The sequence below is a fragment of the Desulfovibrio sp. SGI.230 genome (assembly GCF_050313065.1).
Classification (GTDB): domain Bacteria; phylum Desulfobacterota; class Desulfovibrionia; order Desulfovibrionales; family Desulfovibrionaceae; genus Desulfovibrio.
This window is the reverse complement of sequence record NZ_JBNPKS010000007.1, coordinates 1-23,659: the sequence shown is the minus strand read 5'-3', so window position 1 is coordinate 23,659 and position 23,659 is coordinate 1. Positions and strand designations below refer to the sequence as shown.

Sequence of the window (23,659 nt, the reverse complement as noted above, 5' to 3'; positions counted from 1 at the left end):
GGCAGCGGCTCCACGGGAACGGGAGCTGCCGTCCGCCTAATAGCCGCAGGCCAGGCCGTCGCCGCGCGGGTCCGTACCGCCCTGCAGCACGCCTGTCTGCGGATCGATGCGGATGGCGCCCGCATGGCCCATGGTATCGGTATAGTCCTCCACCCGGCGCACGGGGTGCCCGCGCCGGGCCAGCTCGTCGGCCACGTCAGCGGAGATGCGGCCCTCCAGCTTGAGGTCGTTGCTGGACTTGCCCCAGGTGCGGCCGTACAGCCAGCGGGGCGCGTCGATGGCTTCCTGCGGGGTCATGCCGTAATCCAGCACGCGGGTGGCGATGGCGGCCTGCGTCTGGGGCTGGCCCTCGCCGCCCATGGTGCCGTAAACGAGGAAAGGCTTGCCGTTCCTGGTCAGCATGGCCGGGTTCAGGGTGTGGAAGGTACGCTTGCCGGGCTCAAGGCGGTTGACGTGCGCAGGGTCGAGGGAGAAGAAGCTGCCCCGGTTCTGGAGCAGCACGCCCGTGCCCCGGGGCACGATGCCGGAGCCGAAGTCATGGTAGATGCTCTGGATCAGGGAGACGGCATTGCCCTGCCCGTCCACCACGCCCAGCCAGATGGTGTCGCCCTTGGGGTCCAGCGGCGCAAGGCTGGTGGCGGCCCTGTCCATGCGGATGCGGGCGGCCTGCCGCTTGCCGTGCCCGTCCGAGAGCAGGCGTTCCAGCGGGATGTCCACGAAGGCCGGGTCGGAAAGGTAGGTATCGCGGTCGAGGAAGGCCTCCTTGGTGGCCTCGATGATGAGGTGGTAATAGTCCGCGCTGCCTTCCCGTATCTGCGACAGGTCGAAGTTGTTGAGGATGTTCAGGATCTCCAGCGAGGCCATGCCCTGGGTGTTGGGCGGCAGGTTCCAGGCCCGGCAGTCGCGGTACGGCACGGAGATGGGCTCCACCCAGTCGGCCGTATGCCGGGCAAAGTCCCGCACGGTGAGCAGGCCGCCGTTCTCTTCCAGATCCGCCGCTATGGCCGCGGCGATGGAGCCCTTGTAGAACTCGTCCGCGCCCTTGTCCGCCAGCAGGGCCAGCGTGGCCGCCAGCTCGGGCAGGCGCATGACCTCGCCCAGCCCGTAGGGCTTGCCATCCCTGAGATAGGTGGCCGCAAAGCCCGGATAGCGCTGCAGATCGCGGAATTCCTGATCCGTGGGGTCGGTGTCCACCCCGCTCCAGTACGCCAGTGACGTGCTGACCGGGAAGCCCCGCTCCGCCAGCTCGCGCGCCGTGTCCAGCAGGGAGGCGAAGGAAAGCTGCGAGCCCAGGGCCGACCGGCTGTACTTCCAGGCCTCGTCCCAGCCCGAGACCACGCCCGGTACGGTATTGGCGGCCAGATAGCCGCGCGCCGGCACCTTGCTCAGCCCCCGGCTGCGGTAAAAGTCGATGCTGGCCTTTTCCCCGGCGCGGCCGCTGGCATTGAGGCCCTTCATCTTGCCCGTGCGGGCATCATGGATGAGCCAGAAATTGTCGCCGCCCAGCGTGCACATCTGCGGATAGACCACGGCCAGGGTGGCGGCCGTGGCCACAGCCGCATCGATGGCCGTGCCGCCGCGCCGCAGGATGTCCAGCCCGGCCTGGCTGGCCAGATAGTGCGGCGACGTGACCATGCCGTTGCAGCTCATGGGGTTCTGTCTCTGGGAAGGTGTCATGGGCGCGCTCCCTTCCCTGCGTGCTGTCGTAGTGGCGGCGGCGCTGCTCCGCGCGGCCGGGATGGCCGCCAGCGAGGCTGCGGCCAGTGCCGAATACAGGAACCTTCGTCTTTCCATCGTGCATCTCCTGCTCTGCCCGACGCCTTTGCCGGATGGCGGCGTCCGGGATGCCGGACATGATGCAGAAGGCATGCCGTAAAGATTTTTCCTGTTATCTCAAGCTATTGACAGAACAGACAGCAGCAGGGGCTGTTATTTTTCGACCCGAATGTGGAAAACAGCATTTTTCCACAGGCCCTGCCGATGAGGGCAGGGGCTCCATCAAAAAATTATCCTGCGCATACAGGTAATTATAAAAAATATTCCCAAATGTAGAAAAATCAGGGCAGCTGCGCGCCACGTGGCGGCATCCCCCGATCCCGCAGGCCTGCGGGGCCTTTTCACGTCGCCGCGACGGCATCTTCCGAACGGTCGCTTTTCCCGCAAGCCCGCCAGAGGCGGCCTTCCGTATGGACGGCCACGTCCTAGCCGGCCAGCTCCCGGCAGATCTTTTCCAGCCAGCGCACACCGGGCCAGAGCACGGCTTCGTCGAAATCGAAGCCCGGCTGATGGTGCCCGGCCGCCAGATCGGCCCCCAGGAAGGCATAGGCCGCCAGCCCGCCCTCTGCCTGCACGGCCCGCATCAGGGTCGTGGCGTCATCGCTGGCGCCCATATCGCCCTGCTCGCGGATCCGGGGCAGCGGGAAGCAGCCCCCGCCCCGGGCATCGGGCGGCAGTTCCCGGGCACAGCGGGCCAGCAGATCTGCGAAGGCCGCATCGCTCGCCGCCGAAGGCGCACCACCCACCACATCGAGCTGCCATTCCAGCCCGTGCATGGCGGCCGCGCCCGCGATGACGTCCCGAGCACGCCGCAGCATGTCGTCGTTGACCTCGCTGTTGTTGCCGCGCGTCTCGCAGGCCATGAAGGCCGAGGCAGGCACGGTATTGCGGCTGCTGCCGCCTTCCAGACGTCCCACACAGATGCGGCTGGTGCCGTGGCCATGACGCGGCAGGGCGTGCAGGCCCAGCAGGGCCGACGCCGCGCCCTTGAGGGCATCCCGTCCCTGTTCGGGGGCAGCGCCCGCATGGGCCGCCCGGCCCGTGAAGCGGACATCGAATTTGCTGGTAGCCAGAAAAGCGCCCACGCCGGTGACCAGATCGCCGCTGTGCGGGGCTCCCAGACCGATATGCACGGCCAGGAAATGCCGCGCCCCCGCCACATGGGAGACCATGGACGCCGCACCGCGCACGCCTTCCTCGGCAGGCTGGAACAGCAGACGCACACGCCGCCGCAGGGGGGCCGCGCCCGGAGCCGTCAGCAGGGCCGCCAGCCCCAGGCCCAGAGCCATATGGCCGTCATGGGCACAGGCATGGCACAGGCCTTCATGCCGGGAGACGAAGCCCTCGCGCACGGGCCGGTGGGAAGCCTCCTGCGCTTCCATAAGCGGCAGGGCGTCCATGTCGCAGCGCAGCACCAGCGCCAGCGGCGCGTCCGCCGGGCCCACATCGGCCACCAGGCCCGTGGTCCGGCCCATGCGCTCCAGCCAGTATGGCTCCAGCCCTTCCGCCAGCGCCCGCTGCCGGGCCCGGGCTTCGACCTCGGGCGCGGGCAGGCCCATGCGTGCGGCAGGGTCGATGACCTCCTGCCCCACACGCGGGGCAAGGCCCATGTCCGCCAGCTGCCGGGCCACGAAGCCCGTGGTCCAGAATTCCGTCCAACCTTCTTCCGGGTGCCGGTGCAGCTCCCGCCGCCATTGGATGATCTTTTCCGCCGTCTCCATCGTCACTGCCTGAAATCCACGGGCACGCGCACACGCTGCCCGGCCTTGTTGGTGAAAAGCAACCAGCCGTGTTCCAGCCCGAAAAGGTAGAGCCGCCGCGTCAGGTCCACGTCCTTGCGGCAGTAGGCGGCGATGTCGTCCAGCCGCCCTTCCTGCCACCAGCGCAGGGCCTGCAGGCCGTCGGCGCTCTTGGGCTCGTCCAGGGTCGCCTGCCCCAGATTGTCCAGGGACACGCGGTACTTGAGACTGTCCTGCACCCGGCGCAAGAGGTCAAGGCCCGGCAGGGCCCGCAGCTCGAAGGGCGCGAAGGCCGAGAGCACCGCGTAATCGAAGCGGAAGGAGTTGAAGCCCACCACCAGCTGCGCGGCCCGCATGCGGGCAAAGAGCTCCGGCAGGGCCTCCTGCGTATAGGTGAAGAAATCGTCGGCCCGGCTGTCATAGGCCACGGCGATGCTCACGCCCATGCGGTCGGCCCTGTTCCAGCCGCCCACCTCGGCGGCGCTGCGCCGGGTCTCCACGTCGAAGACCAGATAATGTTCCGGCGGCCTGCCCACCGCGCCCACACCGGGCTCGGGACGGACACGGACGTTGCCCACATCACCGACAGCTACGGCGGGAGCCATGAGCCCCGGCTTTTGCATAATCGACGGGGTGGCTGTTGCCGCCGTGGCCCCGCCGGTCTTCCGTCCTGCCACCGGGGATGACGGGGGCGGAAGGGCCACCTGTTTGCCGGAAGGCTTCCCGGCTGCGGCGGATGCGCTGGTCTGCGGGCTCGTACCGGCCACAAAGACCTCTCCTCCGCGGCCCTCGATACGCTCCTCCTGCGAAAGAACGCCTTCCGAAGCCACCGTCCCGGCTCCTCCGGCTCCAGCGGCGCTTGTCCGGGCACCCGGCCCGGCCTGTCCCGCAGCTCCCGCCGGGGCCGTGGTGGGGGCCTGTCCGGCCCAGGCCGCCATGATGGCCGCCATGTCCGGCACGGGCGGCGGCACCGGGGCCGCGGGCTCGTCCACAGGCCGGGGAGGCAGCAGTTCCGGCGGCGGGCTGATGCGCAGGTCGGCGCACAGGGCCTCGCCCTCGGCATCCGTACCAGGCGCCAGCAGATCGCGGATCAGGCGCAGGGCCCCGGCCTTGCTGATGGGCCGGTTGCCCGAGCCGCACTTGGGCGAATGCACGCAGGAAGGACAGCCGTCCTCGCAGGGGCAGGCCTCGATGACCGCCGCACAGACCTCCAGCAGCTCGCGGGCATGGCCGAACGCCTGACGCGTCAGGCCCGCGCCGCCGGGCAGGCCGTCGTAGATGAAGACGCAGGCCAGGCCGGTCTGGGGATGGAGCGGGATGGAGATGCCGCCGAAGTCGTTACGGTCGGCCATGACCAGCAGGGGCAGCATGCCGATGGCCGTATGTTCGCAGGCATGGATGGAGCCCATGAAGTGCACGAAATCCTCTTCCAGACGCTGGCGGCAGCTCTCGGGGATGACGTACCACAGGCCCTCGGTCTCAAAGATCTGCGGTGGCGCTTCCAGCGGCACGATGGTCAGCAGGCGGTTGTCGCGCGTGCTGCGCTTCTCGTAGCCGGTGATGGTGTCGATGATGCGCAGACGTCCCCGGCAGACCACGCCGCGCCCCAGGGGACGGCGCTCCAGCTCCTCAAGGATGTCCGTGCTCTTGTGGCCGCGCACCCGCGTGAACCAGTCCACTTTGGCCTGACGGGCCCGCACCCGGCCCGCTGCCGGGTCCATCTCCTCGATGACATAGCTGCGGCCCCGGTGCAGGTAGACCGCGCCCACATGGGTCTCGCGCCAGGCCCGGAAGCCGTCCACGGAACCGATGACCGTGCCCTCGCTGTCCTCGATGACGAAGCTCCGGCCCGCCCCGCGCAAGTCCACCAGCCGCTGCGGCCGCTTGCGGGCGGCCAGCCACTGGCTGCCGTCGGCGGAGAGCAGCAGGAGCCCCTGGGCCGCCAGATCGCGCAGGGCCTCCTGCGCCGGGGCCGGGACCAGCCAGGGATCGCGGGCGGACAGGGGCAGCTCGGCGGCCGCGCACTCCAGATGCCGGGCCAGGATGACCTCGTTCCAGGGGTTGACCACGGCCTTTTCCGCCGGACGGCTGAAAAAGTCTTCGGGATGGCTCATGAAATACTGGTCCAGCGCGTCCTCGCCCGCCACCAGCACCACGGCCGACTCCTGCTGCGCCCGGCCCACGCGCCCGCCCCGCTGCAGGGTGGACATGATGGTGCCCGGATAGCCCACCAAAATGCAGACATCCAGCCCGCCGATGTCGATGCCCAGCTCCAGGGCGCTGGTGCTGACCACGGCCAGCAGCTCGCCCGAGGCCATGCGGGCCTCGATCTGGCGGCGTTCCTCGGGCAGGAATCCCGCACGATAGGCGGAGATGCGGTCCGCCCACGGCCCGGAAAGGCTCCCGGCCCACAGGCTGACCAGCTCGGTCATGCGGCGGGAACGGCAGTAGACGATGGTGCGCAGCTTGCGTGCCAGCGCGGCCCGCAACAGATCGATGGCCGCCGTGGCCGGGCTCTGGTCGGGATCGAGGAAGACGTAATGCCGTGCGCCCTGCGGCGCGCCGGACTGGTCCACCACCACGGGCGACTGGCGGCCGGGCAGCAGGTCGAGGCCGGAGAGCGACGCGGCCAGCTCGCCGGGATTGCCCACCGTGGCCGTGCAAAAAACATAGGACGGCGTAGCGCCGTAATGGGCGGCCAGCCGGTTGAGGCGGCGGAACACGCCCGCCATGTGCGCCCCGAACACGCCGCGGTAGGTGTGGGCCTCGTCCACCACGATATGGGACAGCCCGGCCAGGAAGGGGGCCCACTGCTCATGGTGCGGCAGCAGGGCCAGGTGCAGCATCTCGGGATTGCTGATGAGCACCGTGGGCGGGTCGCGGCGGATCTTGCGCCGGAAATGGTCGCTGGTGTCGCCGTCATAGAGGGCGGCCGTGGGCCGGGCCTCCTCGGGCCAGCCGGAGACCAGGCGCTGCAGCCCGGCCAGCTGGTCCTGGGCCAGGGCCTTGAGCGGGAAAAGATAGAGGGCGCGGGCCTCGCTGTCGCGCAGATGGCGCTCCAGCACCGGCAGATTGTAGATGAGGCTCTTGCCGCTGGCCGTGGGCGTGGCCACCACCACGGAATGCCCGGCGCGGATATGGTCCGTGGCCAGGGCCTGATGGCTGTAAAGGCCGCTCAGGCCGCGCTCCTCCAGCGTGCGCCGGATGGCCGCGGGCCAGGGCAGGCGGCTTTCCGCATAGACGGCCGCCCGTGCGGGCTCGCAGCGGTGATGCCGTACCTGCGGCCCCAGCTTGTCCGAGGCCAGCAGGGCCCGGACATATTCAGCGACGCCCATGACGGGCCTCCCTGACGATCATGGCCCCGGCCGCCGTACAGCCTGCCGTCAAACAAGGCCGGGCATGGAGGCTCCGGCGCATGCACAGCCGGGGAAAGGCTGCCGGTGCTCCGGACAAATCCCCGGCCCTGTGCGAGCGCAGCGGTCTCCGGGCGGGGAAGAAGGCAAAGACAGGGAGGGGCGCCGCCCCTCCCCGCCATGATCTTTCTGGAGCAGCCAAGGCTATTTGCTGTCCTTGAGGGCTTCACGGATGCGGCACACGCCGCACATGTCGCCGGACGAGGTGGGATAGCCGCAGCTGGTGCAGGGCGCCAGTTCCACGCCCTCTTCGGCCTCGCGCCGGGCGAACACCGGCCGGGCGCGGGCCAGGAAGCCCTGATAGAAGTCCAGTTTGCGGCCGGGCATGGCCGCTTCCAGACGCTGCAACAGGGCCTTGAGCGTGCTGAAGCTGGCGCCGGGGCTGTAGGGGCAGGGGGCATAGTGGTGCTCGATGCCCATGAGGAAGGCGTAGTTGGCGGTCTCGAACTCCGTCAGGCGCCACAGGGGCTTGACCTTGCGGGCAAAGCCGTCTTCGCCGTCCAGGCGCGGGCCCTGGTCCGAAAGATAGGCCGTGTCCCAGCGCAGGGTATTGCTGAACAGGCGCGCCACCTCGTCATCCAGGTTGTGGCCCGTGGCCAGGGCGTCGAAACCTTCGTCCAGGGCCACCTTGTTGAAGAAATGCCGTTTGATCTTGCCGCAGGCCGAGCAGACGGGACGGTTGAGGCGCTCCTTGACCAGCGGGATGGCCAGGCCCTCGGCGGCCAGTTCCTTGACCATGAGCTTCAGGCCGTGCTTGGCGCAAAAGCGCTCCACCACGCCGCGGGCCACGGGCGAGGATTCCGGGATGCCCAGGTCGATATGCAGGCCGGTGACGTCATAGCCCTGCCGGGAAAGCTCCAGCATCAGGGCCAGCGAATCCTTGCCGCCCGAAAGGGCCACCAGGATGCGTTCGTCACGGGTGAAGAGCTTTTGGCCTTCGATGCCCTTTTCCACCTGACGGGCAAAGAACTTGAGGTAACAGTCGGGGCAGAAGGCGGCGTTGTGGCTGCGCAGGGCCACCACGGCCGTCGCCTTGCAGATCTTGCATTTCAATGGCGTCTTCCTTGGAAAGAGTGGATGCCCCGGCGTGCTCCGGCGGCATGTCATGGCAAAAACAGGAAAAAAGCCCGCACGGGGCCTTTCCTGTATAAAAAACATCCCGCCCGGCGTCCAGACAAGAGCAAAAGCCCCTTGTTCTCCCTCCTCTGCTCTCCAAAGAAGCACACCAGCTGACGCGAGTATCTCAAAAAAGATACCGGTGAACATTATAACGGCAAGTTATAATGCTCTTGCCCATTATGAATAATTACCATTTGATTTCGAACAAATCATAAACGTATATTTATTGTATACATGTCATATGCTTCATAGTTCAGGAGGATATCATGTCAACAAATCACGGTGCAAGTGTGAACAGGGTATCACTGATAAAGTGGATCATAACCATACTTATTCCTTTAATTTTGCTGATAATACCTTCAAATGAACTATATACCGATACGGTAAAGAAGTTTTCTGTTATCACTATATTCTTTTTACTTGTTATCGCATTTGAATTTTTTGACAATATCATACCAGCCATACTTATGCCGGCATGCTGGGCCTTTTTTGGTGTGGCAAATTTCAACACAGCATTTTCCGGCTTTACCAATACGACGGTCTTCATGGTGTTCGGCGCCTTTGTTTTCGCCAATGCCCTTGAAGAAGTGGGACTGCTGCGCAGGATCGCCTATTACTGCATCTACCGTGTCGGAGGCAGTTTCAAGGGACTCATGATAGGCAGTTTCATCGCCGGTGTGATCCTGAGCTTCATCACCTTCGGCTTCGCGTATGTCATCATGGGGACGCTCATCTTCGGCATTTGCAACGCCCTGAATCTGGAGAAGGGCAAGACGAGCTCTGCCCTGATGATGTCGGTCATCCTCGGCACTTTGGCGGTGCGCACCTTCATCTACAATCCGGCAGCGTTCGCCATGATCTCGTCACAGGCGCGCATCGTCGTGCCCGGCTTCGACATCACCATGGTGGATGCCCTCCTGCATCAATGGCCCGTAGCCCTGTTCTGCATCATCCTGCTCCTGCTTTTCATCAAGATGTACAAGCCCAGTGACGAGCTCAGCGGCGGCAGCGAGTACGCACTGGCCCGGCTGCAGGAGCTGGGCCCCATCACCGTCAAGGAAAAGAAGGCCATCGTCGTCCTCTTCCTCCTGCTCGCCTATCTGCTCACGTCTCCTCTGCACGGTATGGCGACCTACTGGGGCTTCCTGTTCTTCCCCTGGCTTTTCTTCATGCCCGGCATCAATGTCAGCACAGCCAAGGGCAGCATAAAGAAGGTCAATTACAGCATGATCTTCTTTATGGCCTCCTGCATCAGCATCGGCACCGTGGCCACATCGCTGAATATCGGCAAGCTCATTGCCGGACTTTCCCTGCCCGTTTTCAACTCCATGGAGACATTTTCCCAGCTGGGATTCATCTATCTGCTCACCTTCCTGCTGAATTTCGTCATGACGCCCCTGGCCATCATGTCGACCCTCACCGTCCCGCTCTGCGAGATCGCGGCCGGCATAGGCACCGATCCCCGCGTTTTCGTCTATACCATCCTGCACGGCATCGAGGCACTGGTCTTCCCGTATGAATACGTTGCCTATCTGGTGGTCTACTCGTTCGGCATGATGACCATGAAGGAATTCATCAAGATGAACGTCATCCGTACCGTGCTGTGCTTCCTTGGACTCATGTTCATCTGCATTCCTTACTGGATGCTTATCGGTCTCATGTAAACCAGGAGCCCGTTATGGATACCTGCTGTTATTCGGCCCAGGAAGCATGGCACGCCGAAGGGACGATCCCCCGCCGGCACCGCCCGCGGACCTGGCGCATCCATGAACGCCTCAGGTCTCAGCCTGTCGTCATGGACATCCACAGAGGGCTGCTTTTTACGCAGTCCTTCCGGCAGACCGAGGGCATGTTCCTGCCCTTGCGCTGGGCCCTGGCCTTGCTGCATGTGGCGCAGAACATCCCGGTGGTCATCGGCCCGGATGACCTCATCGTAGGCAGGATGACCGGACAGGACGGACGCCGCAGCATCCTCTATCCTGAGCTGGAAGCTTCGGCCCTGCCCGACCTTAAAGATGCCCATCTGCGCAAGGCCAGCCCCTTCAGCGTGCCCCCGGATGACTACAAGATCATCATGGAAGAGATCTATCCTTTCTGGAAGGAAAGGAACTACGCCAAGGCCTTCGTAACGGCCCTGCCGCACGAGACACGCCGCTTCATCTATGGAGAAGACGAGACAAATTATACCAGGCAGCAATTCATCCTTGCGACGACGACAACGGCCCGCTCCAGTCTCAACTACAGTCATGACTATGCGACCATCCTGCGACGCGGACTGGACAGCTTTTACCGCGAGGCCCGGGAAAAACGCGACCTTTGCTCCGCAGATCCGGCCCAGCTGGTGACCCGAGGTCTCTTCTGGGACAGCATGCTTGTCGTGATACAGGCCTTGCAGACCATCATGGAACGTTACGGCAGGGAATGCGAGCGGCTGGCGCAGCAGGAGAGCGATCCTGTCCGCAGGACCGAGCTGGCGACCATTGCCGCCAATTGCCTGCACCTGCGCCATGATCCCCCGGAAACGTTCTGGCAGGCCCTGCAGCTGCAATGGTTCGTCATCATGTTCGCCCGTCTCGAGCAGGATTGCGGCACCTCCCTCAGCAGCGGCCGCATGGACCAGAACCTGCACCCCTATTACAAGCGCGACCTGGAGGCCGGCCGTCTGGACAGGGACCAGGCACGGGAACTTCTGGAATGTTACTGGCTCAATTTTGCCTGCTGCCCCAACGTGAAGACCGATGCCACATCCGGCAAGGTCTATGAAGCCTATGCGCATTTCGAAGCCGTCACCATCGGCGGCCTGGGCAAAGACGGCAAGGACGGCACCAACGACCTGACCTGGCTGATCCTCGAGACCCGCCATGCCATGCCCTCCACCTATCCCGACCTTGCGGTACGCATCCACGCGGGAACGCCTCACGACCTCCTTGCGGCCTGCGCCGACCTTATCAAGGAAGGCCAGGGGTTCCCCAAGCTGTTCAACGATGAAGAGATCATCCCCTTGTATATGGCCAAGGGGGCCAGCAGGCAGCAGGCCCTCGACTATGCCTGTGCCGGCTGCGTCGAAGCCCGGGTAGAGGGAGAGACCTATGTCAACGGCTGCGGCAGGATCAACCTTGCGGCCCTGGTCGAGATGACCCTGCGGGATGGGCGGCTCAGGAAACTGGGAGACCGGCGTGTCGGCCCGTCCACCGGAGACCCGCTGGCTTTTCACAGCTTTCAGGAATTCTTTGCCGCCCTGCGTACCCAGTATGAACACGCCCTGCGCCACACGCTCATCCAGCAGATGATCGCCGACCAGGTGAAGCCCCGCTACCTGGCGGCCCCCTTCTGCTCTTTGCTCGTCCGTCCCTGCCGCGAGGCAGCCTGTGACATCCACCAATACGTCCCTGACAGCTTCCGCGAGATCTTCGTCGATCAGGTCGGATTCGCCACGCTGGTGGACTCCGTCACCGCCATCAAAAAGCTGGTGTTCGACAGCAGGGCCATCACCATGAAGGAGTTGCTGCAAGCCCTCGACGATGATTTCCAAGGGCACGAGGCCCTCCGGGAGGCACTCCGCAGCGCGCCCAAATTCGGACGTAATGATGCCTATGCCGACGCCGTCGGCAAGGAACTGGACGAGATCATCTGCGCCTACCTCCACCAGCACAAGGGGCTGCATGGCGAGTCCTTTTCCAGCCGGCTGGTGCCCATCACCAGCCATGTGCCCTCAGGCGCCGTCATCGGCGCCACTCCCGACGGCCGCAAGGCAGGCGTCTACCTTTCCGAAGGGACGAGTCCCGCCCACGGCCAGGGGAACAACGGTCCTACGGCGGTCCTGCTGTCCAACAAGGCTGCCAAGAATGAAGGCTACAGTGAAAGGGCCGCCTGGCTGCTCAACATCAAGCTCACGCCGGCCCTGGTCAAGGGAGAGGAAGGCACGGAAAGACTGATCGCCTTCATCCGCAGCTGGTGTGACCTGCGGCTGTGGCATGTCCAGTTCAATGTCATCAACCAAAAGACCCTCATCGCCGCACGGGACGATCCCGACAGCTACAGGGACATCATCGTCCGTGTTGCCGGCTACAGCGCCTATTTCACGGAGCTGACCCCCATGCTGCAAAACGAGATCATCGAACGCACAGAATTTTCATAAGCCATCCTTCAGGGGAGGTACCATGCGATTTGAGAACAGAGTCGCCCTTGTGACAGGAGGAAGTACGGGTATCGGCGCAGGCATCGTGGAATGCTTTCTGCGCGAGGGAGGCAAGGTCGCTTTCTGCGGCCGGGATCCGGACAAGATCGCCCAGGCCCAGGCCCGGTTCCGCCAGATCAGCCGGCATGTGCTGGGCGTGCAGTGCGACGTGGCGGACAGCTCCCAGGTCAAGGCCATGTTCCGCCAGGTCCTGGAGACCTTCGGGACGCTGGACATCCTCGTCAATAATGCCGGGATGCCCAGACGCGTGCCCGCCGACAGGGATCGCTACCTTGCCATGTGGACCAATCCCGGCCCCAAGGAATCTCTGGGGATCACGCGCAACATGTCGGACGAGGAATGGGAGGCCAGTATCCGGACCAACCTGAACAGCGTGTTCTACTGCTGTCGGGAAGCCCTGAACATCATGGAAGACAAGGGCTACGGACGCATCGTCAATGTCGCTTCCTCAGCAGGTGTCAGCAACCGCAGTCCGCACAGTCCCAACTACAGCGCCGGCAAGGGCGGCGTCGTGGCATTTTCGCGCAGCCTGGCCGCCGAAGTGGCGCCGGCGGGTGTCGTGGTCAACAGTGTCTCACCCGGATCCGTAGCCACACAATATATGAGCGGTTTCGCCGCCAAAAACCAGGATACGGCAGCCCGCATGGTGATGGGGATCGCCCTCAACCGCATGTCTACCGTCGAAGAACAGGTAGCTGTCATCAGCTTCCTGGCTTCGGAGGAATGCAGCTATATCGTCGGGCAGAATATAAATGTGAACGGTGGTATGTTCTAAAGATATATGGCAGGTCGCCTTACGGCAGCCTGCCATATATCTTATTGCCGCATCATGTCTTTGATGACGGAAACGAGCCTGCTGATTTGCTCAGCATTCCTGCAATTTTTGTTATAAAGAGCAAAAAATTTACTTTTTACATTTTTTATTGGAATAACGATATATTCATTATCTCCAGAAAAATTCTTTTTTGCCAGTATATTATTTGCTATATGAACTGCGTTTTTATTCCTTGAAAGCTCATCCTTTATCGTACTTACATTATTGGTATACATAAGAACATCTATTGGCTTTGTACGGCCAACCGTCTTCATATAATGCTCTGTCTGTCCAAATTTATTGTAGGGGAATATTTGCTGATAATCAAGAACATCCTCTATATTCACTATTTTATTCGTTGCCAGAGGAGATCTTTTACCCACAACTACAGACCGTTTATCACTGAAAAGAATATCACAGTTCATTCCAGAAGCAGCTATCATGCCATCCATTTCATTATTCGTATTCACATAAATGATAACGCCCTCACATGTCGACAAATTCATGGAAAGCAGTTCTTCTTTCCCTGTCAATTCAAGACAGATGTCTGTCTTTGGATAAAGTGTCGTAAACTTTTTGAGCCCTGCATACAAAAAAGTGTCCATGATCGTCGGGCCGGAATAGACGATGATCCGTCCTTCCTGCTGGGGGCCGCACTGCCGGGCACTCAGGAGGCCTGCTTTTTTGTGCAGGGTCGCCACACTCCCCATGACATCCTGGATCAAGGGGAGCAGTTCCCGTCCCTCTGGAGTAAGGGCTGCGCCTCCCGCAACGCGGGAAAAAAGACGCACCCCCAGCTCTCCTTCAAGCAGTTTGATCGCTTTGCTCAACGCAGGCTGGCTGACATGCAGGTTTTCCGCTCCCATGCTGAAGGACCCGAAACGCACTATTGCCAAAAAAAATTCAAGCTGCTCCAAGCGCATAAGCTTTCTGTGTCCCTCCTAAAGATCGGCGGCCCTCCGGTGCCCCCTAGAACGGCGTGCCGGTAGCCAGCATGTGTTCCAGCAGGGCGTCACGCAGCCAGCGGGCCACGGGGCCGGGACGGCCGGCGTCAGGGCCCTGGCCAATGGGACGGCCCTCGAAGTGGCTGATGCCCACGCACAGGCTGGCGCTGGTAAAGAGCAGCATCTCGCGGGCCGTGAAGATCTCTTCGCGGCGGATGGGGCGTTCCACCACGGGCAGGCGCTGCGGCGCGATCTTGCGGGCGGCCAGCATGGAGGTGCCGGGCAGGATGCGGCGCCCTTCGGGACAGCACAGGCGGCCTTCGGCATCCACGATGCCCACATTGGCGATGGCAGCCTCGCCCAGATGGCCGTCCTCGTCAAAGGTCACGGCCACGTCCATGCCCCGCTGCCGGGCCTCGGCGGCCATAAAGACGTTGGGCAGATAGTTGGTGCTCTTGATGCGGGCCAGATATTCCTGCTTGGGCGGGATGGCGCTGGCAAAGGCCGTGAGGCCCTTCTCGTAAAAGGCTTCCGTGGGCAGGGCCTTGCGCAGGGCCACGATGTAGAGGCTGGACTGCGGGCACTCCTCGGGCGAGACGCCGAAACCGCCGGGCCCGCGGCCCACCAGCACGCGGATGTCGCCATGATCGGTGCCCGAAGCGCGGGCCACGTCCAGGATGCGGGCACGCAGTTCGTCCCACGAACAGGGCGGCAGAAGGGAAAGGGCGCGGCTGCCGTCGCGCAGGCGGGCCAGGTGTTCCTCAAGGGCAAAGATGCGGCCCTCGCGGTAGCACAGGCTCTCGAACAGGGCATCGCCCCGGTGGCACATGTGGTCGTCCAGGGGCAGGAGCAGACAGCGCGCGTCACGGCAGACGGCGTCCACACGCGCATCGTAAAAGGCCAGGATCTTGTCGGCCCCGGGCCGGGCCGCGGCCATCAGGGCCGCCATCCAGGCATCGGCATCCAGAATCTTCATGGCATCCCCGCGAAAGGCCCTCCCGCGCGGGAGCGGCCTGTTGTGGTTGCTGATCGGGGGCAGGGCCCCTGCCGGCGGCTGTCGCCGGTGAAACGTCTTTTTCTAGCACGAACGGCAGCGGCGGGGAATACCTTGCCCCGCTGCCGGGGATCACGCCCGCGCCTGCGCGCCGCAGGGCAAAAAGCAGGGGGAAGGACCTGCCCCGCCACGGCGGGAACGGGCCCCTCCCCCTCTGCTGTCCGTATCCTGTCGCTGCGGACTAGGACATGAAAACGTTCTTGTCGGGCACGCGCACCAGATCGCGCTTGAGCAGTTCCTCGGCGATCTGCACGGCATTGAGGGCCGCGCCCTTGCGCACGTTGTCGGCCACGATCCAGAGGTTCAGGCCGTTCTCGATGGTCTCGTCCTCGCGGATGCGGCCCACATAGGTCTCGTCGTCGCCCACGCAGTAGGCGGGCATGGGGTACATCTTTTCGCGCGGGTTGTCGAAGACGCGCACGCCGGGGGCCTGCGAGAGCAGGATGCGGCATTCCTTGGCGGTCATCTTCTTGCGGGTCTCGATGTTCACGGACTCGGCATGGCAGTAGAACACGGGCACGCGCACGCAGGTGGCGGTCACCTTGACCGTGGGATCGTTGAAGATCTTCACGGTCTCGTTGACCATCTTCATTTCTTCCTTGGTGTAGTCGTTCTCCAGGAAGACGTCGATGTGCGGCAGCACGTTGAAGGCGATGCGGTAAGGATAGACCTTGTTTTCGGGCTCGCGCATGTTGAACAGGTCGCGGGTCTGGCGTTCCAGTTCTTCCAGGCCCTTCTGGCCGGTACCGGACACGGCCTGATAGGTGGAGACCACGATGCGCTTGATGCCCACGGCGTCATGGATGGGCTTGAGGGCCACCAGCATCTGGATGGTGGAGCAGTTGGGGTTGGCGATGATGCCCTGATGGCCTTCCAGGTGTTCGGGGTTCACTTCGGGGACGACCAGGGGGCAGCGGTCGTCCATGCGCCACTGGGAGGAGTTGTCCACCACCACACAGCCGGCATGGGCGGCATGGGGAGCGAATTTTTCGGAAGTGCTGCCGCCGGCGGAGAAGATGGCGATGTCGATACCTTCGAAGACATCTTCCTTCAGTTCCTGCACCACCAGCTCGTCATCGCCGAAAGGCACCTTGGTCCCGGCGGAACGGGCCGAGGCGAAAGCACGCACTTCCGTGGCCGGGAACTGGCGATCGTGCAGGGTTTTCAGCATTTCACGGCCCACGGCGCCCGTGGCGCCCACAACGGCAACAGTCAACTTCTTGCTCATGCTCAATTCTCCATGCAGGGCAAATCAAAGGCTATACGGGGTCTGCAGCAGCATCATTCCGGCCCGGCCCCAAAAGAAACCTGACTATAGCGGGCATCATGGCAAAAGGGAAGATGTGACGGCGCGTCTGTACTGACAATTTTCGTGTGAAAAATTACACAGTTATCCTGCAGTGCTCCGGCAGTGCAGCGCCCTTTTTGCCGACCGTGCGGCATGGTGCGTCGCAACACGCTGAAATCGAAACGATTTTCCGCACCCTTCCCACACCGCCGCCGGGACGGATATGCAAAGCATCCCGCAGCCCGGACGCCCGCCGTCCGCCCCCCTGACGCAGGCTCTCCCCGGGGCATGACCGAGCCTTTTTGCCTGCGCTTTTCCCGGCTTGCGGCGCAGGCAGAAAAAAACGCCTTCCGGCCGCTTCTGACGGGCCCGGAATGTTGACCGCTCCGGCACAAGCTCCTATACTTGCGCGATGACACAACCTAGCTCCTGCCTACTTACGGTGCTGGATCTGGTCCCCTTCGGCCAGACCGGCCAGGAAAGCCGCTTCTTCGCCCTGCGCCTCACCCGCCCCGACTGGCCGTCGTGGCGTCCCGGCCAGTTCGTGATGGTGCGGCCCACGTCGTTCGGTCTCGAGATGCCCTGGGCCCGTCCCTTCGGCATCTGCCACATGACTTCCCGCCACCTGATCTGCTTCTTCCAGGTCGTGGGGCGCGGCACCCGTCGCATGGCCGAACTCAAGGCCGGCGACACCGTGCGCGTCTGGGGGCCCCTGGGCAACGGCTTCGCCATGGAGCCCGACACCCCCACCCTGCTGCTGGCCGGCGGCATGGGCATCGTGCCCTTCGTGGGCTATGTGAGCGAGCACCCCAAGCCGTGGAACGTGACCATGCTCTTTGGCCATCGCGAGCCGCTGAGCTGCTACCCCGTGGACAGCATCAACGAGCATGTGCCCCTGGACAGCCTGCGCGAGACCGTGCCCGGCGACCTGGACAACTTCATCTTCACCATCCAGGAACGCATGCGCGAATACGCCGAGCAGAAAGGCCTGATCCTGGCCTGCGGCCCCCTGCCTTTCCTCAAGACCGTGCACGGCTTCGCCCGTGAGCTCAACGCCCGCGTGCAGCTCTCGCTGGAAAACCGCATGGCCTGCGGCGTGGGCGCCTGCCTTGGCTGCGTGACCCGCACCACCGAGGAATGGCCCGTGGCCGACAAGCGCAACGGCCTTGTCCAGACCTGCAACCACGGCCCCGTGTTCTGGGCCAACCAGATCGAGCTCTAGGCCGGGGGACAGCATGAACCAGCACTCTATGGATCTTTCCGTCACCCTCAAGGGGCCCACGCAGAGCCTGCACCTCAAGAACCCGGTGCTCACGGCTTCCGGCACCTTCGGTTACGGCATGGAATTCGCCCCCTACGGCGACCTGACCAGCCTGGGCGGCATCATCGTCAAGGGCCTGTCCCTGCTGCCCCGCGACGGCAACCCCTGCCCGCGCATCGTGGAGACCACGGCCGGCATGCTCAATGCCGTGGGCCTGCAGAACGACGGCGTGGAAGCCTTCTGCAAGGAAAAGCTCCCCCGCCTGCCCTGGCAGCATCTGCCCGTCATCGCCAACCTTTACGCCACCTCCCCCGCCGAATTCGGCGAGCTGGCCGCCCGCCTCAATGAAGAGGAAGGCGTGGCCGCGCTGGAAGTGAACGTCTCCTGCCCCAACGTCAAGAGCGGCGGCATCCTCTTCGGGCAGGACCCCAAGCTGGCCGCGGCCGTCACCCGCGCCGCCCGTGACGCGGCCCCCAACAAGCCGCTCATCATCAAGCTTTCGCCCAATGTCACGGACATCGCCCTCATGGCCCGCAGCGTGCAGGACGCCGGTGCGGACATGATCTCGTGCATCAACACCCTTTCGGGCATGGCCGTAGACGTGGCCCGGCGCAAGCCCCGCCTGGCCAATGTCATCGGCGGCCTGTCCGGCCCGGCCATCAAGCCCGTGGCCCTGCGCTGCGTGTGGCAGGTCTGCAAGGCCGTGGACATCCCCGTCATCGGCCTGGGCGGCATCTGCTCCGCCGAAGACGTACTGGAGTTCATCCTGGTGGGTGCCCATGCCGTCCAGATCGGCACGGCCAACTTCATCAGCCCCGACCGCGCCTTCGAGATCGTCAAGGAACTGCCCGCCGTCTGCCGCCAGCTGGGTGTGACCAGCCTGGACGAGCTGCGCGGCTCCCTGAAGACGGCCTAACGCACGTCCGCTCCTTTTCCCGTGCGGGAGGGTACCGTAAGGCGCTCTCCCGCGCGGTGTTTTTTGTCCGGGGCACTGCGCCCCGTCCCGGCCTTGCTCCCGCGCCCCGACGCCTGCCGGGACGGCCCGGCCAGCCCCGAAGATCCAACCGCAACAGGGTACGGCAGCCCCTGCAAGTCTGCTCCATGGAGGCCCGCGTGGCAGAACTGAGCATCATCCCCGTCAACACTGCGGAAGACCTGGACCGCTTCGTCGAACTGCCCTGGAGCATCTACACGCCGGATTCCCTCTGGGTGCCCAACCTGAAAAAGCAGGACCGCGAGCTGCTCTCGCCCGGCGAGCATCCCTTCTGGAAAACCGCCCGGCGCGAACTGTTCCTGGCCCTGCGCGACGGCCGCCCCGTGGGCCGCATCGCGGCCATCGTGGACGAAAAATACAACGCCTATGCCGGCGAACGCTGCGGGGCCTTCGGCTTCTTCGAATGCCAAGATGACCGCGAGGCCGCCCACGCCCTGCTGCAGGCCGCCCATGACTGGCTGCGCCGCCAGGGCATGGCCTTCATGCGCGGGCCCCTCAATCCGTCCACCAACTACACCTGCGCCATGCTGGTGGACGGCTTCGACGAGGCCCCCGCGCTCATGATGCCCTGGAACCCGCCCTACTATCCCGCCCTGCTGGAATCCTGGCACATGCGCAAGGAGCAGGACCTGTTCGCCTACCTCATCGAGCGCGACAAGCTGCGGGTGGAGGACTGGCTCAAGGACGAGATCCGTCACCTCAAGGAGCAGGAGCGCTTCACCTGCCGCGTCTCCTCCAAGGCCACCCTCACCGAGGACATCCGCATCATGCTGGACCTCTACCGCATCTCGTGGGCCGGCAACTGGGGCTTCGCGCCCCTTTCCGACGGCGAGGCCGACGTGCTGGTGAAGGAGCTCAAGGGCCTGCTCAACCCCGATTTCTTCGTCCTCTTCTTCCATGACGGCGAGCCCGCCGCGGGCATGGTGGCCCTGCCGGACTTCAATCCCCTGCTCAAGCGCCTCAACGGCAAGCTGGGCCTGAGCGCCCTGTGGCATTACTGGCAGGCGCGCGGCGAGATGCGCGGCAAGTACCGCATGATCCTCTTCGGCATCCGCGAAGAGTTCCGCCTGCTGGGCCTGCCCCTGCTCCTGCTGGACTACATGCTGGAACAGGCCCGCCGCCATCCCGAGTTCTGCCAGGTGGAAGGCTCGTGGGTTCTGGAGGACAACATGGCCGTCAATGACCTCATCGAAGACTTTTCCGGGCGGATCACAAAACGTTACCGCCTGTACCGCAAGGAGATCGTGTCATGAGCCATAGCGCCGATACTCCCCTGGGCATGCCCGCTCCCTGGCTGGACGGCAAAAAGGTCGTCGTCACCGGCGGCACCGGCTTCGTGGGCCGTCACCTGCTGCCCCAGCTGGTGGCTGCCGGGGCCCGCGTCACCTGCATCACCCGCGCCACGTCCCGCCGCGACCATCTGCCCGCCGGGGTGGAGGTTGTCCGCGCCGACCTGCGCAGCGGCGCCGGGCTGGAAGAAGCCCTGCGCGGCCAGGACATCTGCATCCACATGGCCGCCCTGCTCTTCGGTCTGGGCTGGCAGGACTATCTGCGCGCCAACAGCGAGGCCGCCCGCGCCCTGGCCACGGCCTGGCAGCGCCTCGACGCGCAGGGCCAGGCCCCGCAGCGCATGGTGCTGGTCTCCAGTCTGGCCGCCAGCGGCCCCTGCGACACGCCCGCCGGCAGGGGCGACGACGCCCCCGGCGCGCCCGTGTCCGCCTACGGCTGGTCCAAGCTCATGGTGGAACAGATCCTGGGCCGTGCCCTGGGCGAGCGCATGGTCACCCTGCGGCCGCCCATCATCTACGGCTCCGGCGACCGCGGCCTGCTGCCCGTGTTCCAGGGCCTGCGCTACGGCGTGGCCGTCACGCCCGGCATGTTCCGCCGCTTCCCGGTCTCGGCCGTGCATGGTCGCGACGTGGGCCGCGCCATCGTCTGCTGCTGCCGCCCCGAAGCGCACGGCGTCTATCACGTCAATGACGGCGGCTGCTACGCCATGGCCGACTTTTACCGCGCCATGGCCCGGGCCATGGGCAAAAAGGCCTGCATCCTGCGCCTGCCCCTCTGCTTCCTGGGCCTGACCGCGCTGCTGTCCACCCTGGGCGGCAGCCTGCTGGCCGCGCTGGGACGCAAGGGCCGCGCCCCCAACTGGAATCTGGACAAATACCGCGAAGCCCGCCAGTCCGGCTGGACCTGCGACGCGTCGCGCCTGCGCGAGGAACTCGGCTATGCCCCCGCCCTCACGCTCGACCAGGGCATGCAAGAAGCCGTGGAAGGCTACAGGCGCGAGGGCCTGCTGTGAAAATAACCATCCAGGAACTGTCCAAGTCCTTTGGCGGACGGGACATCTTCAACAATTTCTCGCTGGAAGTGGATTCCGGCGTGCGTCTGTGCGTCTGCGGCCCCAACGGGACCGGTAAATCCACCCTCCTCCGCCTGCTGGCCGGTGTGGAACCCGCCGACGGCGGCCGTGTCATCCTGCCCAGGGGCTGCCGCCTGGGCTTCGTGGAACAGGAGCTTTCCGAAGAGGCCCTGGACACGCCCCTGCTGACCTATGTGCTGGACGTGCTCCATGACTGGAACGAGTTCTGGGCCAAATGGGAAGAGGCCGCCCAGCAGAAGGACGAGGCGCGCCTGACCCAGCTCATGCACCGCCAGGCCGAGCTGGAAGCCACCCACGGCTACAATCCCGAGCACCGCGCCAAGGCCGTGCTCTCCGGTCTGGGCTTTGCCGAAAGCAAGTGGCTGCGCACCCTGCGCGAGCTCTCCGGCGGCTGGCGCGAACGCGCCAAGCTGGCCCGCGTGCTCACCGCCGGGGCCGACGTGCTGCTGCTGGACGAACCCACCAACCATCTGGACATGGAAGCCGTGGAATGGCTGGAGTCCTTCCTCATGGACTTCAAGGGCGCTCTGGTCTTCGTGGCCCACGACCGCGTGTTCATGGACCGCGTGGGCACGCACGTGCTCTATCTGGGCCTGTCCCGCCCGGTCTTCCGCAAGGCCACCTACACCCAGTTCCTCTCCCTTCAGGAAGAATACAACGCCCAGCGCGAACGCGAGGCCAAGGCCCTGCAGGACGAACTGGCCCGCAAGATGGCCTTTGTGGAACGCTTCCGCGCCAAGGCCACCAAGGCCCGTCAGGCCGGTTCGCGCCAGAAGATGGCCAAAAAGCTGGAAAAAGAGCTGGAAGATTACCGTCCCGAGCCCAAGCGCAAGGAACTGAACTTCACCTGGCCCGAAGCCCCGCACATGGAAAAGGTGGCCCTTGCCGCCGCCGATCTGGCCTTCCACTTCCCGGACGGCAAGCAGATGTGGCCGCCGCTGACCTTCACCCTGTACAACGGCCAGCGCGTGGCGCTGGTGGGCCACAACGGCTGCGGCAAGTCCACCCTGCTCAAGCTGCTGGCCGGGACCCTGGAACGCTGCGGCGGCAACGTGGTCACCGCGCCCCAGATGCGCCTGGGCTACTACACCCAGCACCAGATGGACACCCTGCGCCCGGACACCACCGTGCTGGGCGAGATCCGGCGTCTGTCCGACCCCCGCACCACCGAAGAAGAGCTCATGAGCGTGCTGGGCCTCTTCCTGCTGGGGCAGGAATACTTCGACCGGCAGGTGAGCAAGCTCTCCGGCGGTGAAAAGAGCCGCCTGGTGCTGGCCAGCCTGTTCCTCAAGCGCTGCAACTTCCTGCTGCTGGACGAACCCACCAACCATCTGGACCTCGAAAGCCGCGAGGCCCTGGGCACGGCCCTGCAGAAGTTCGACGGCACTCTGCTCATGGTGGCCCACGACCGCTGGCTGCTCTCGCAGGTGGGCGCCGAGGCCTGGGCCCTGGACGAGAAAGGCATCACCGTCTACCCCGACTTCGCCAGCTACGACACGGCCCGCCGTGCCGCGCTGGAAAGCGGCAGCGTCAGCCCCAGCCTCAACGCCTCCAACAAGGCCGAGAAGCCCGACAACGCGCCCCGCGCCAACCTCTCCCGCGAGGAGCAGAAGCGCCTCAAGCGCGAGCAGGCCGAGCGCCGCAACGCCCTGCACAAGGAGCTCAAGCCCCTGCAGCAGAAATACGCCGCGCTGGAAGGCGAGCTGGAAAAGGCCATGAACGAACAGTCCGACGTGGAGACCCAGCTGGCCGATCCGGCCGTCTACGCCGACGGCGCCCGCTCCACCGAGCTGCTCAAGCGCTTCAACGAGCTGCGCGACCTGACCGAACGCCTTATGGAAGACATGGCCGCCCTGGAAGAACAGATCGCCGCCATCGAAGCCAAGCGCGCCGACATCGACAGCATGGGGGATCTGGCATGACCTCCATCGTCGTGGCCGGCGGCATCATCTGGCAGGACGACCACCTGCTGGCCGCCCTGCGCCCGCAAGGCAAGCCCATGGCCGGTTACTGGGAGTTCCCCGGCGGCAAGCTCGAACCCGGCGAGACCGCCGAGCAGGCCCTTTGCCGCGAGCTGCGTGAGGAGCTGGGCATCAGCGTGCGCGCCTGCCGGCTCTGGCAGATCGTGGAGCACGACTACGCCGAGCGCGACCTGCACGTGCAGCTGCACTTCTTCCACGTCACCGCTTTCGACGGCACGCCCTGCGCCCAGGAACGTCAGGAGCTGCGCTGGGTCACGCCCGCCCAGGCCCGTGACCTGCCCTTCCTGCCCGCCGACGCCGATCTGGTGGCCAGCCTGCCCGACCGCGCGCCGCGGTAGCGCGTCAGGCTCTGCAAGAGTGATTTTGTTGAGGGGGGAAGGGAACCCCTTTGGCTAGCGCACAAAGGCGGTTCCCTTCCCCCCTCAAACTCCCCCCATCCTTCCCCAAACGCGCTTTCACGGCCTGTGTCCCTCCGGGGACACAGGCTTTCTTGTTTTTTAGGGGGAAGTTCATGGACCTTCCGGCAGGAAGAGCGGCCCCGGCATCCCTGCCGTATTTCCTTCCGCAAACCCGGCCATTGCGTCCGGGCCGGACGGCGGCTAAGATGCCACCTTGTCCCCAAAGCCTCGCCCGACGGCAGCGCACGATGCCATGCCCTGTGTCCGCCAGACGGGGACCTGCCATACCGGCCTGA

The 23,659-nt window shown here is 64.6% G+C and carries 16 protein-coding genes; 9 read left to right on the top strand and 7 right to left on the bottom strand.

Annotated elements, in window-relative coordinates; translation table 11 throughout:
• Window positions 1-36 precede the first annotated feature (36 nt).
• The 4 genes from ggt to ACQRAG_RS07350 form a co-directional block, all read right to left on the bottom strand.
• Complete coding sequence (ggt, locus tag ACQRAG_RS07365) at window positions 37-1,794, bottom strand: gamma-glutamyltransferase (protein ID WP_427803783.1); 1,758 nt, start codon at window positions 1,792-1,794, stop codon at window positions 37-39.
• 407 nt (window positions 1,795-2,201) lie between these two features.
• Window positions 2,202-3,497: an amidohydrolase gene (locus tag ACQRAG_RS07360; protein ID WP_427803815.1), complete on the bottom strand. Its 1,296-nt coding sequence runs from the start codon at window positions 3,495-3,497 to the stop codon at window positions 2,202-2,204.
• A gap of 2 nt (window positions 3,498-3,499) precedes the next feature.
• The gene (locus ACQRAG_RS07355) at window positions 3,500-6,850 is read right to left on the bottom strand and encodes a DEAD/DEAH box helicase (protein ID WP_427803784.1); all 3,351 of its coding nucleotides are present in this window, start codon (window positions 6,848-6,850) and stop codon (window positions 3,500-3,502) included.
• Between the two features lie 222 nt (window positions 6,851-7,072).
• The gene (locus tag ACQRAG_RS07350) at window positions 7,073-7,981 is read right to left on the bottom strand and encodes an ATP-binding protein (protein ID WP_168934765.1); all 909 of its coding nucleotides are present in this window, start codon (window positions 7,979-7,981) and stop codon (window positions 7,073-7,075) included.
• Window positions 7,982-8,313: 332 nt separating this feature from the next.
• Between ACQRAG_RS07350 and ACQRAG_RS07345 the strand changes: the two genes are divergently transcribed.
• From ACQRAG_RS07345 to ACQRAG_RS07335, 3 genes are read left to right on the top strand one after another with little or no spacing between them, the layout of a single operon-like run.
• Window positions 8,314-9,711 carry an SLC13 family permease gene (locus ACQRAG_RS07345; protein ID WP_304025964.1) on the top strand — a complete coding sequence of 466 codons (1,398 nt, stop codon included), beginning with the start codon at window positions 8,314-8,316 and terminating at the stop codon, window positions 9,709-9,711.
• A gap of 14 nt (window positions 9,712-9,725) precedes the next feature.
• Complete coding sequence (locus ACQRAG_RS07340; RefSeq protein ID WP_427803785.1) at window positions 9,726-12,185, top strand: pyruvate formate lyase family protein; 2,460 nt, start codon at window positions 9,726-9,728, stop codon at window positions 12,183-12,185.
• Window positions 12,186-12,207: 22 nt separating this feature from the next.
• Entirely contained in the window at window positions 12,208-13,020 is an 813-nt protein-coding gene (locus ACQRAG_RS07335) for an SDR family NAD(P)-dependent oxidoreductase (protein ID WP_304025960.1), read from the top strand.
• A gap of 41 nt (window positions 13,021-13,061) precedes the next feature.
• Here ACQRAG_RS07335 and ACQRAG_RS07330 read toward each other — a convergent pair whose 3' ends face one another.
• The 3 genes from ACQRAG_RS07330 to ACQRAG_RS07320 form a co-directional block, all read right to left on the bottom strand.
• Window positions 13,062-13,982 carry a LysR family transcriptional regulator gene (locus tag ACQRAG_RS07330; RefSeq protein ID WP_427803786.1) on the bottom strand — a complete coding sequence of 307 codons (921 nt, stop codon included), beginning with the start codon at window positions 13,980-13,982 and terminating at the stop codon, window positions 13,062-13,064.
• Window positions 13,983-14,028: 46 nt separating this feature from the next.
• The gene (locus ACQRAG_RS07325; RefSeq protein WP_427803787.1) at window positions 14,029-14,979 is read right to left on the bottom strand and encodes an aminotransferase class IV; all 951 of its coding nucleotides are present in this window, start codon (window positions 14,977-14,979) and stop codon (window positions 14,029-14,031) included.
• 259 nt (window positions 14,980-15,238) lie between these two features.
• Window positions 15,239-16,285 carry an aspartate-semialdehyde dehydrogenase gene (locus ACQRAG_RS07320; RefSeq protein WP_418237606.1) on the bottom strand — a complete coding sequence of 349 codons (1,047 nt, stop codon included), beginning with the start codon at window positions 16,283-16,285 and terminating at the stop codon, window positions 15,239-15,241.
• A gap of 472 nt (window positions 16,286-16,757) precedes the next feature.
• On the opposite strand from ACQRAG_RS07320, the gene ACQRAG_RS07315 reads away from it, so the two are divergent.
• The 6 genes from ACQRAG_RS07315 to ACQRAG_RS07290 all read left to right on the top strand — a co-directional run bounded on the left by ACQRAG_RS07315 (window position 16,758) and on the right by ACQRAG_RS07290 (window position 23,303).
• Entirely contained in the window at window positions 16,758-17,567 is an 810-nt protein-coding gene (locus ACQRAG_RS07315; protein WP_006007298.1) for a dihydroorotate dehydrogenase, read from the top strand.
• A gap of 28 nt (window positions 17,568-17,595) precedes the next feature.
• Entirely contained in the window at window positions 17,596-18,522 is a 927-nt protein-coding gene (locus tag ACQRAG_RS07310; protein ID WP_168934816.1) for a dihydroorotate dehydrogenase, read from the top strand.
• 197 nt (window positions 18,523-18,719) lie between these two features.
• Window positions 18,720-19,853, top strand: a complete 1,134-nt coding sequence (locus ACQRAG_RS07305) for a hypothetical protein (protein ID WP_289616840.1) — start codon at window positions 18,720-18,722, stop codon at window positions 19,851-19,853.
• The gene (locus tag ACQRAG_RS07300; protein WP_418473833.1) at window positions 19,850-20,902 is read left to right on the top strand and encodes an NAD-dependent epimerase/dehydratase family protein; all 1,053 of its coding nucleotides are present in this window, start codon (window positions 19,850-19,852) and stop codon (window positions 20,900-20,902) included. The genes ACQRAG_RS07305 and ACQRAG_RS07300 overlap by 4 nt, the downstream gene beginning before the upstream one ends.
• Window positions 20,899-22,905 (top strand): ABC-F family ATP-binding cassette domain-containing protein, encoded by a 2,007-nt coding sequence (locus ACQRAG_RS07295; protein WP_427803788.1) that lies wholly within the window; start codon window positions 20,899-20,901, stop codon window positions 22,903-22,905. The genes ACQRAG_RS07300 and ACQRAG_RS07295 overlap by 4 nt, the downstream gene beginning before the upstream one ends.
• On the top strand, window positions 22,902-23,303 hold the full coding sequence (locus ACQRAG_RS07290; RefSeq protein WP_427803789.1) for a (deoxy)nucleoside triphosphate pyrophosphohydrolase: 402 nt from the start codon (window positions 22,902-22,904) through the stop codon (window positions 23,301-23,303). The genes ACQRAG_RS07295 and ACQRAG_RS07290 overlap by 4 nt, the downstream gene beginning before the upstream one ends.
• Window positions 23,304-23,659 lie beyond the last annotated feature (356 nt).

Coding starts and splice junctions, on each gene's coding strand:
- ggt (WP_427803783.1), bottom strand. CDS start 1,794: ATGGAAAGACGAAGGTTCCTGTATTCGGCACTGGCCGCAGCCTCGCTG.
- ACQRAG_RS07360 (WP_427803815.1), bottom strand. CDS start 3,497: ATGGAGACGGCGGAAAAGATCATCCAATGGCGGCGGGAGCTGCACCGG.
- ACQRAG_RS07355 (WP_427803784.1), bottom strand. CDS start 6,850: ATGGGCGTCGCTGAATATGTCCGGGCCCTGCTGGCCTCGGACAAGCTG.
- ACQRAG_RS07345 (WP_304025964.1), top strand. CDS start 8,314: ATGTCAACAAATCACGGTGCAAGTGTGAACAGGGTATCACTGATAAAG.
- ACQRAG_RS07340 (WP_427803785.1), top strand. CDS start 9,726: ATGGATACCTGCTGTTATTCGGCCCAGGAAGCATGGCACGCCGAAGGG.
- ACQRAG_RS07335 (WP_304025960.1), top strand. CDS start 12,208: ATGCGATTTGAGAACAGAGTCGCCCTTGTGACAGGAGGAAGTACGGGT.
- ACQRAG_RS07330 (WP_427803786.1), bottom strand. CDS start 13,982: ATGCGCTTGGAGCAGCTTGAATTTTTTTTGGCAATAGTGCGTTTCGGG.
- ACQRAG_RS07325 (WP_427803787.1), bottom strand. CDS start 14,979: ATGAAGATTCTGGATGCCGATGCCTGGATGGCGGCCCTGATGGCCGCG.
- ACQRAG_RS07320 (WP_418237606.1), bottom strand. CDS start 16,285: ATGAGCAAGAAGTTGACTGTTGCCGTTGTGGGCGCCACGGGCGCCGTG.
- ACQRAG_RS07315 (WP_006007298.1), top strand. CDS start 16,758: ATGACACAACCTAGCTCCTGCCTACTTACGGTGCTGGATCTGGTCCCC.
- ACQRAG_RS07310 (WP_168934816.1), top strand. CDS start 17,596: ATGGATCTTTCCGTCACCCTCAAGGGGCCCACGCAGAGCCTGCACCTC.
- ACQRAG_RS07300 (WP_418473833.1), top strand. CDS start 19,850: ATGAGCCATAGCGCCGATACTCCCCTGGGCATGCCCGCTCCCTGGCTG.
- ACQRAG_RS07290 (WP_427803789.1), top strand. CDS start 22,902: ATGACCTCCATCGTCGTGGCCGGCGGCATCATCTGGCAGGACGACCAC.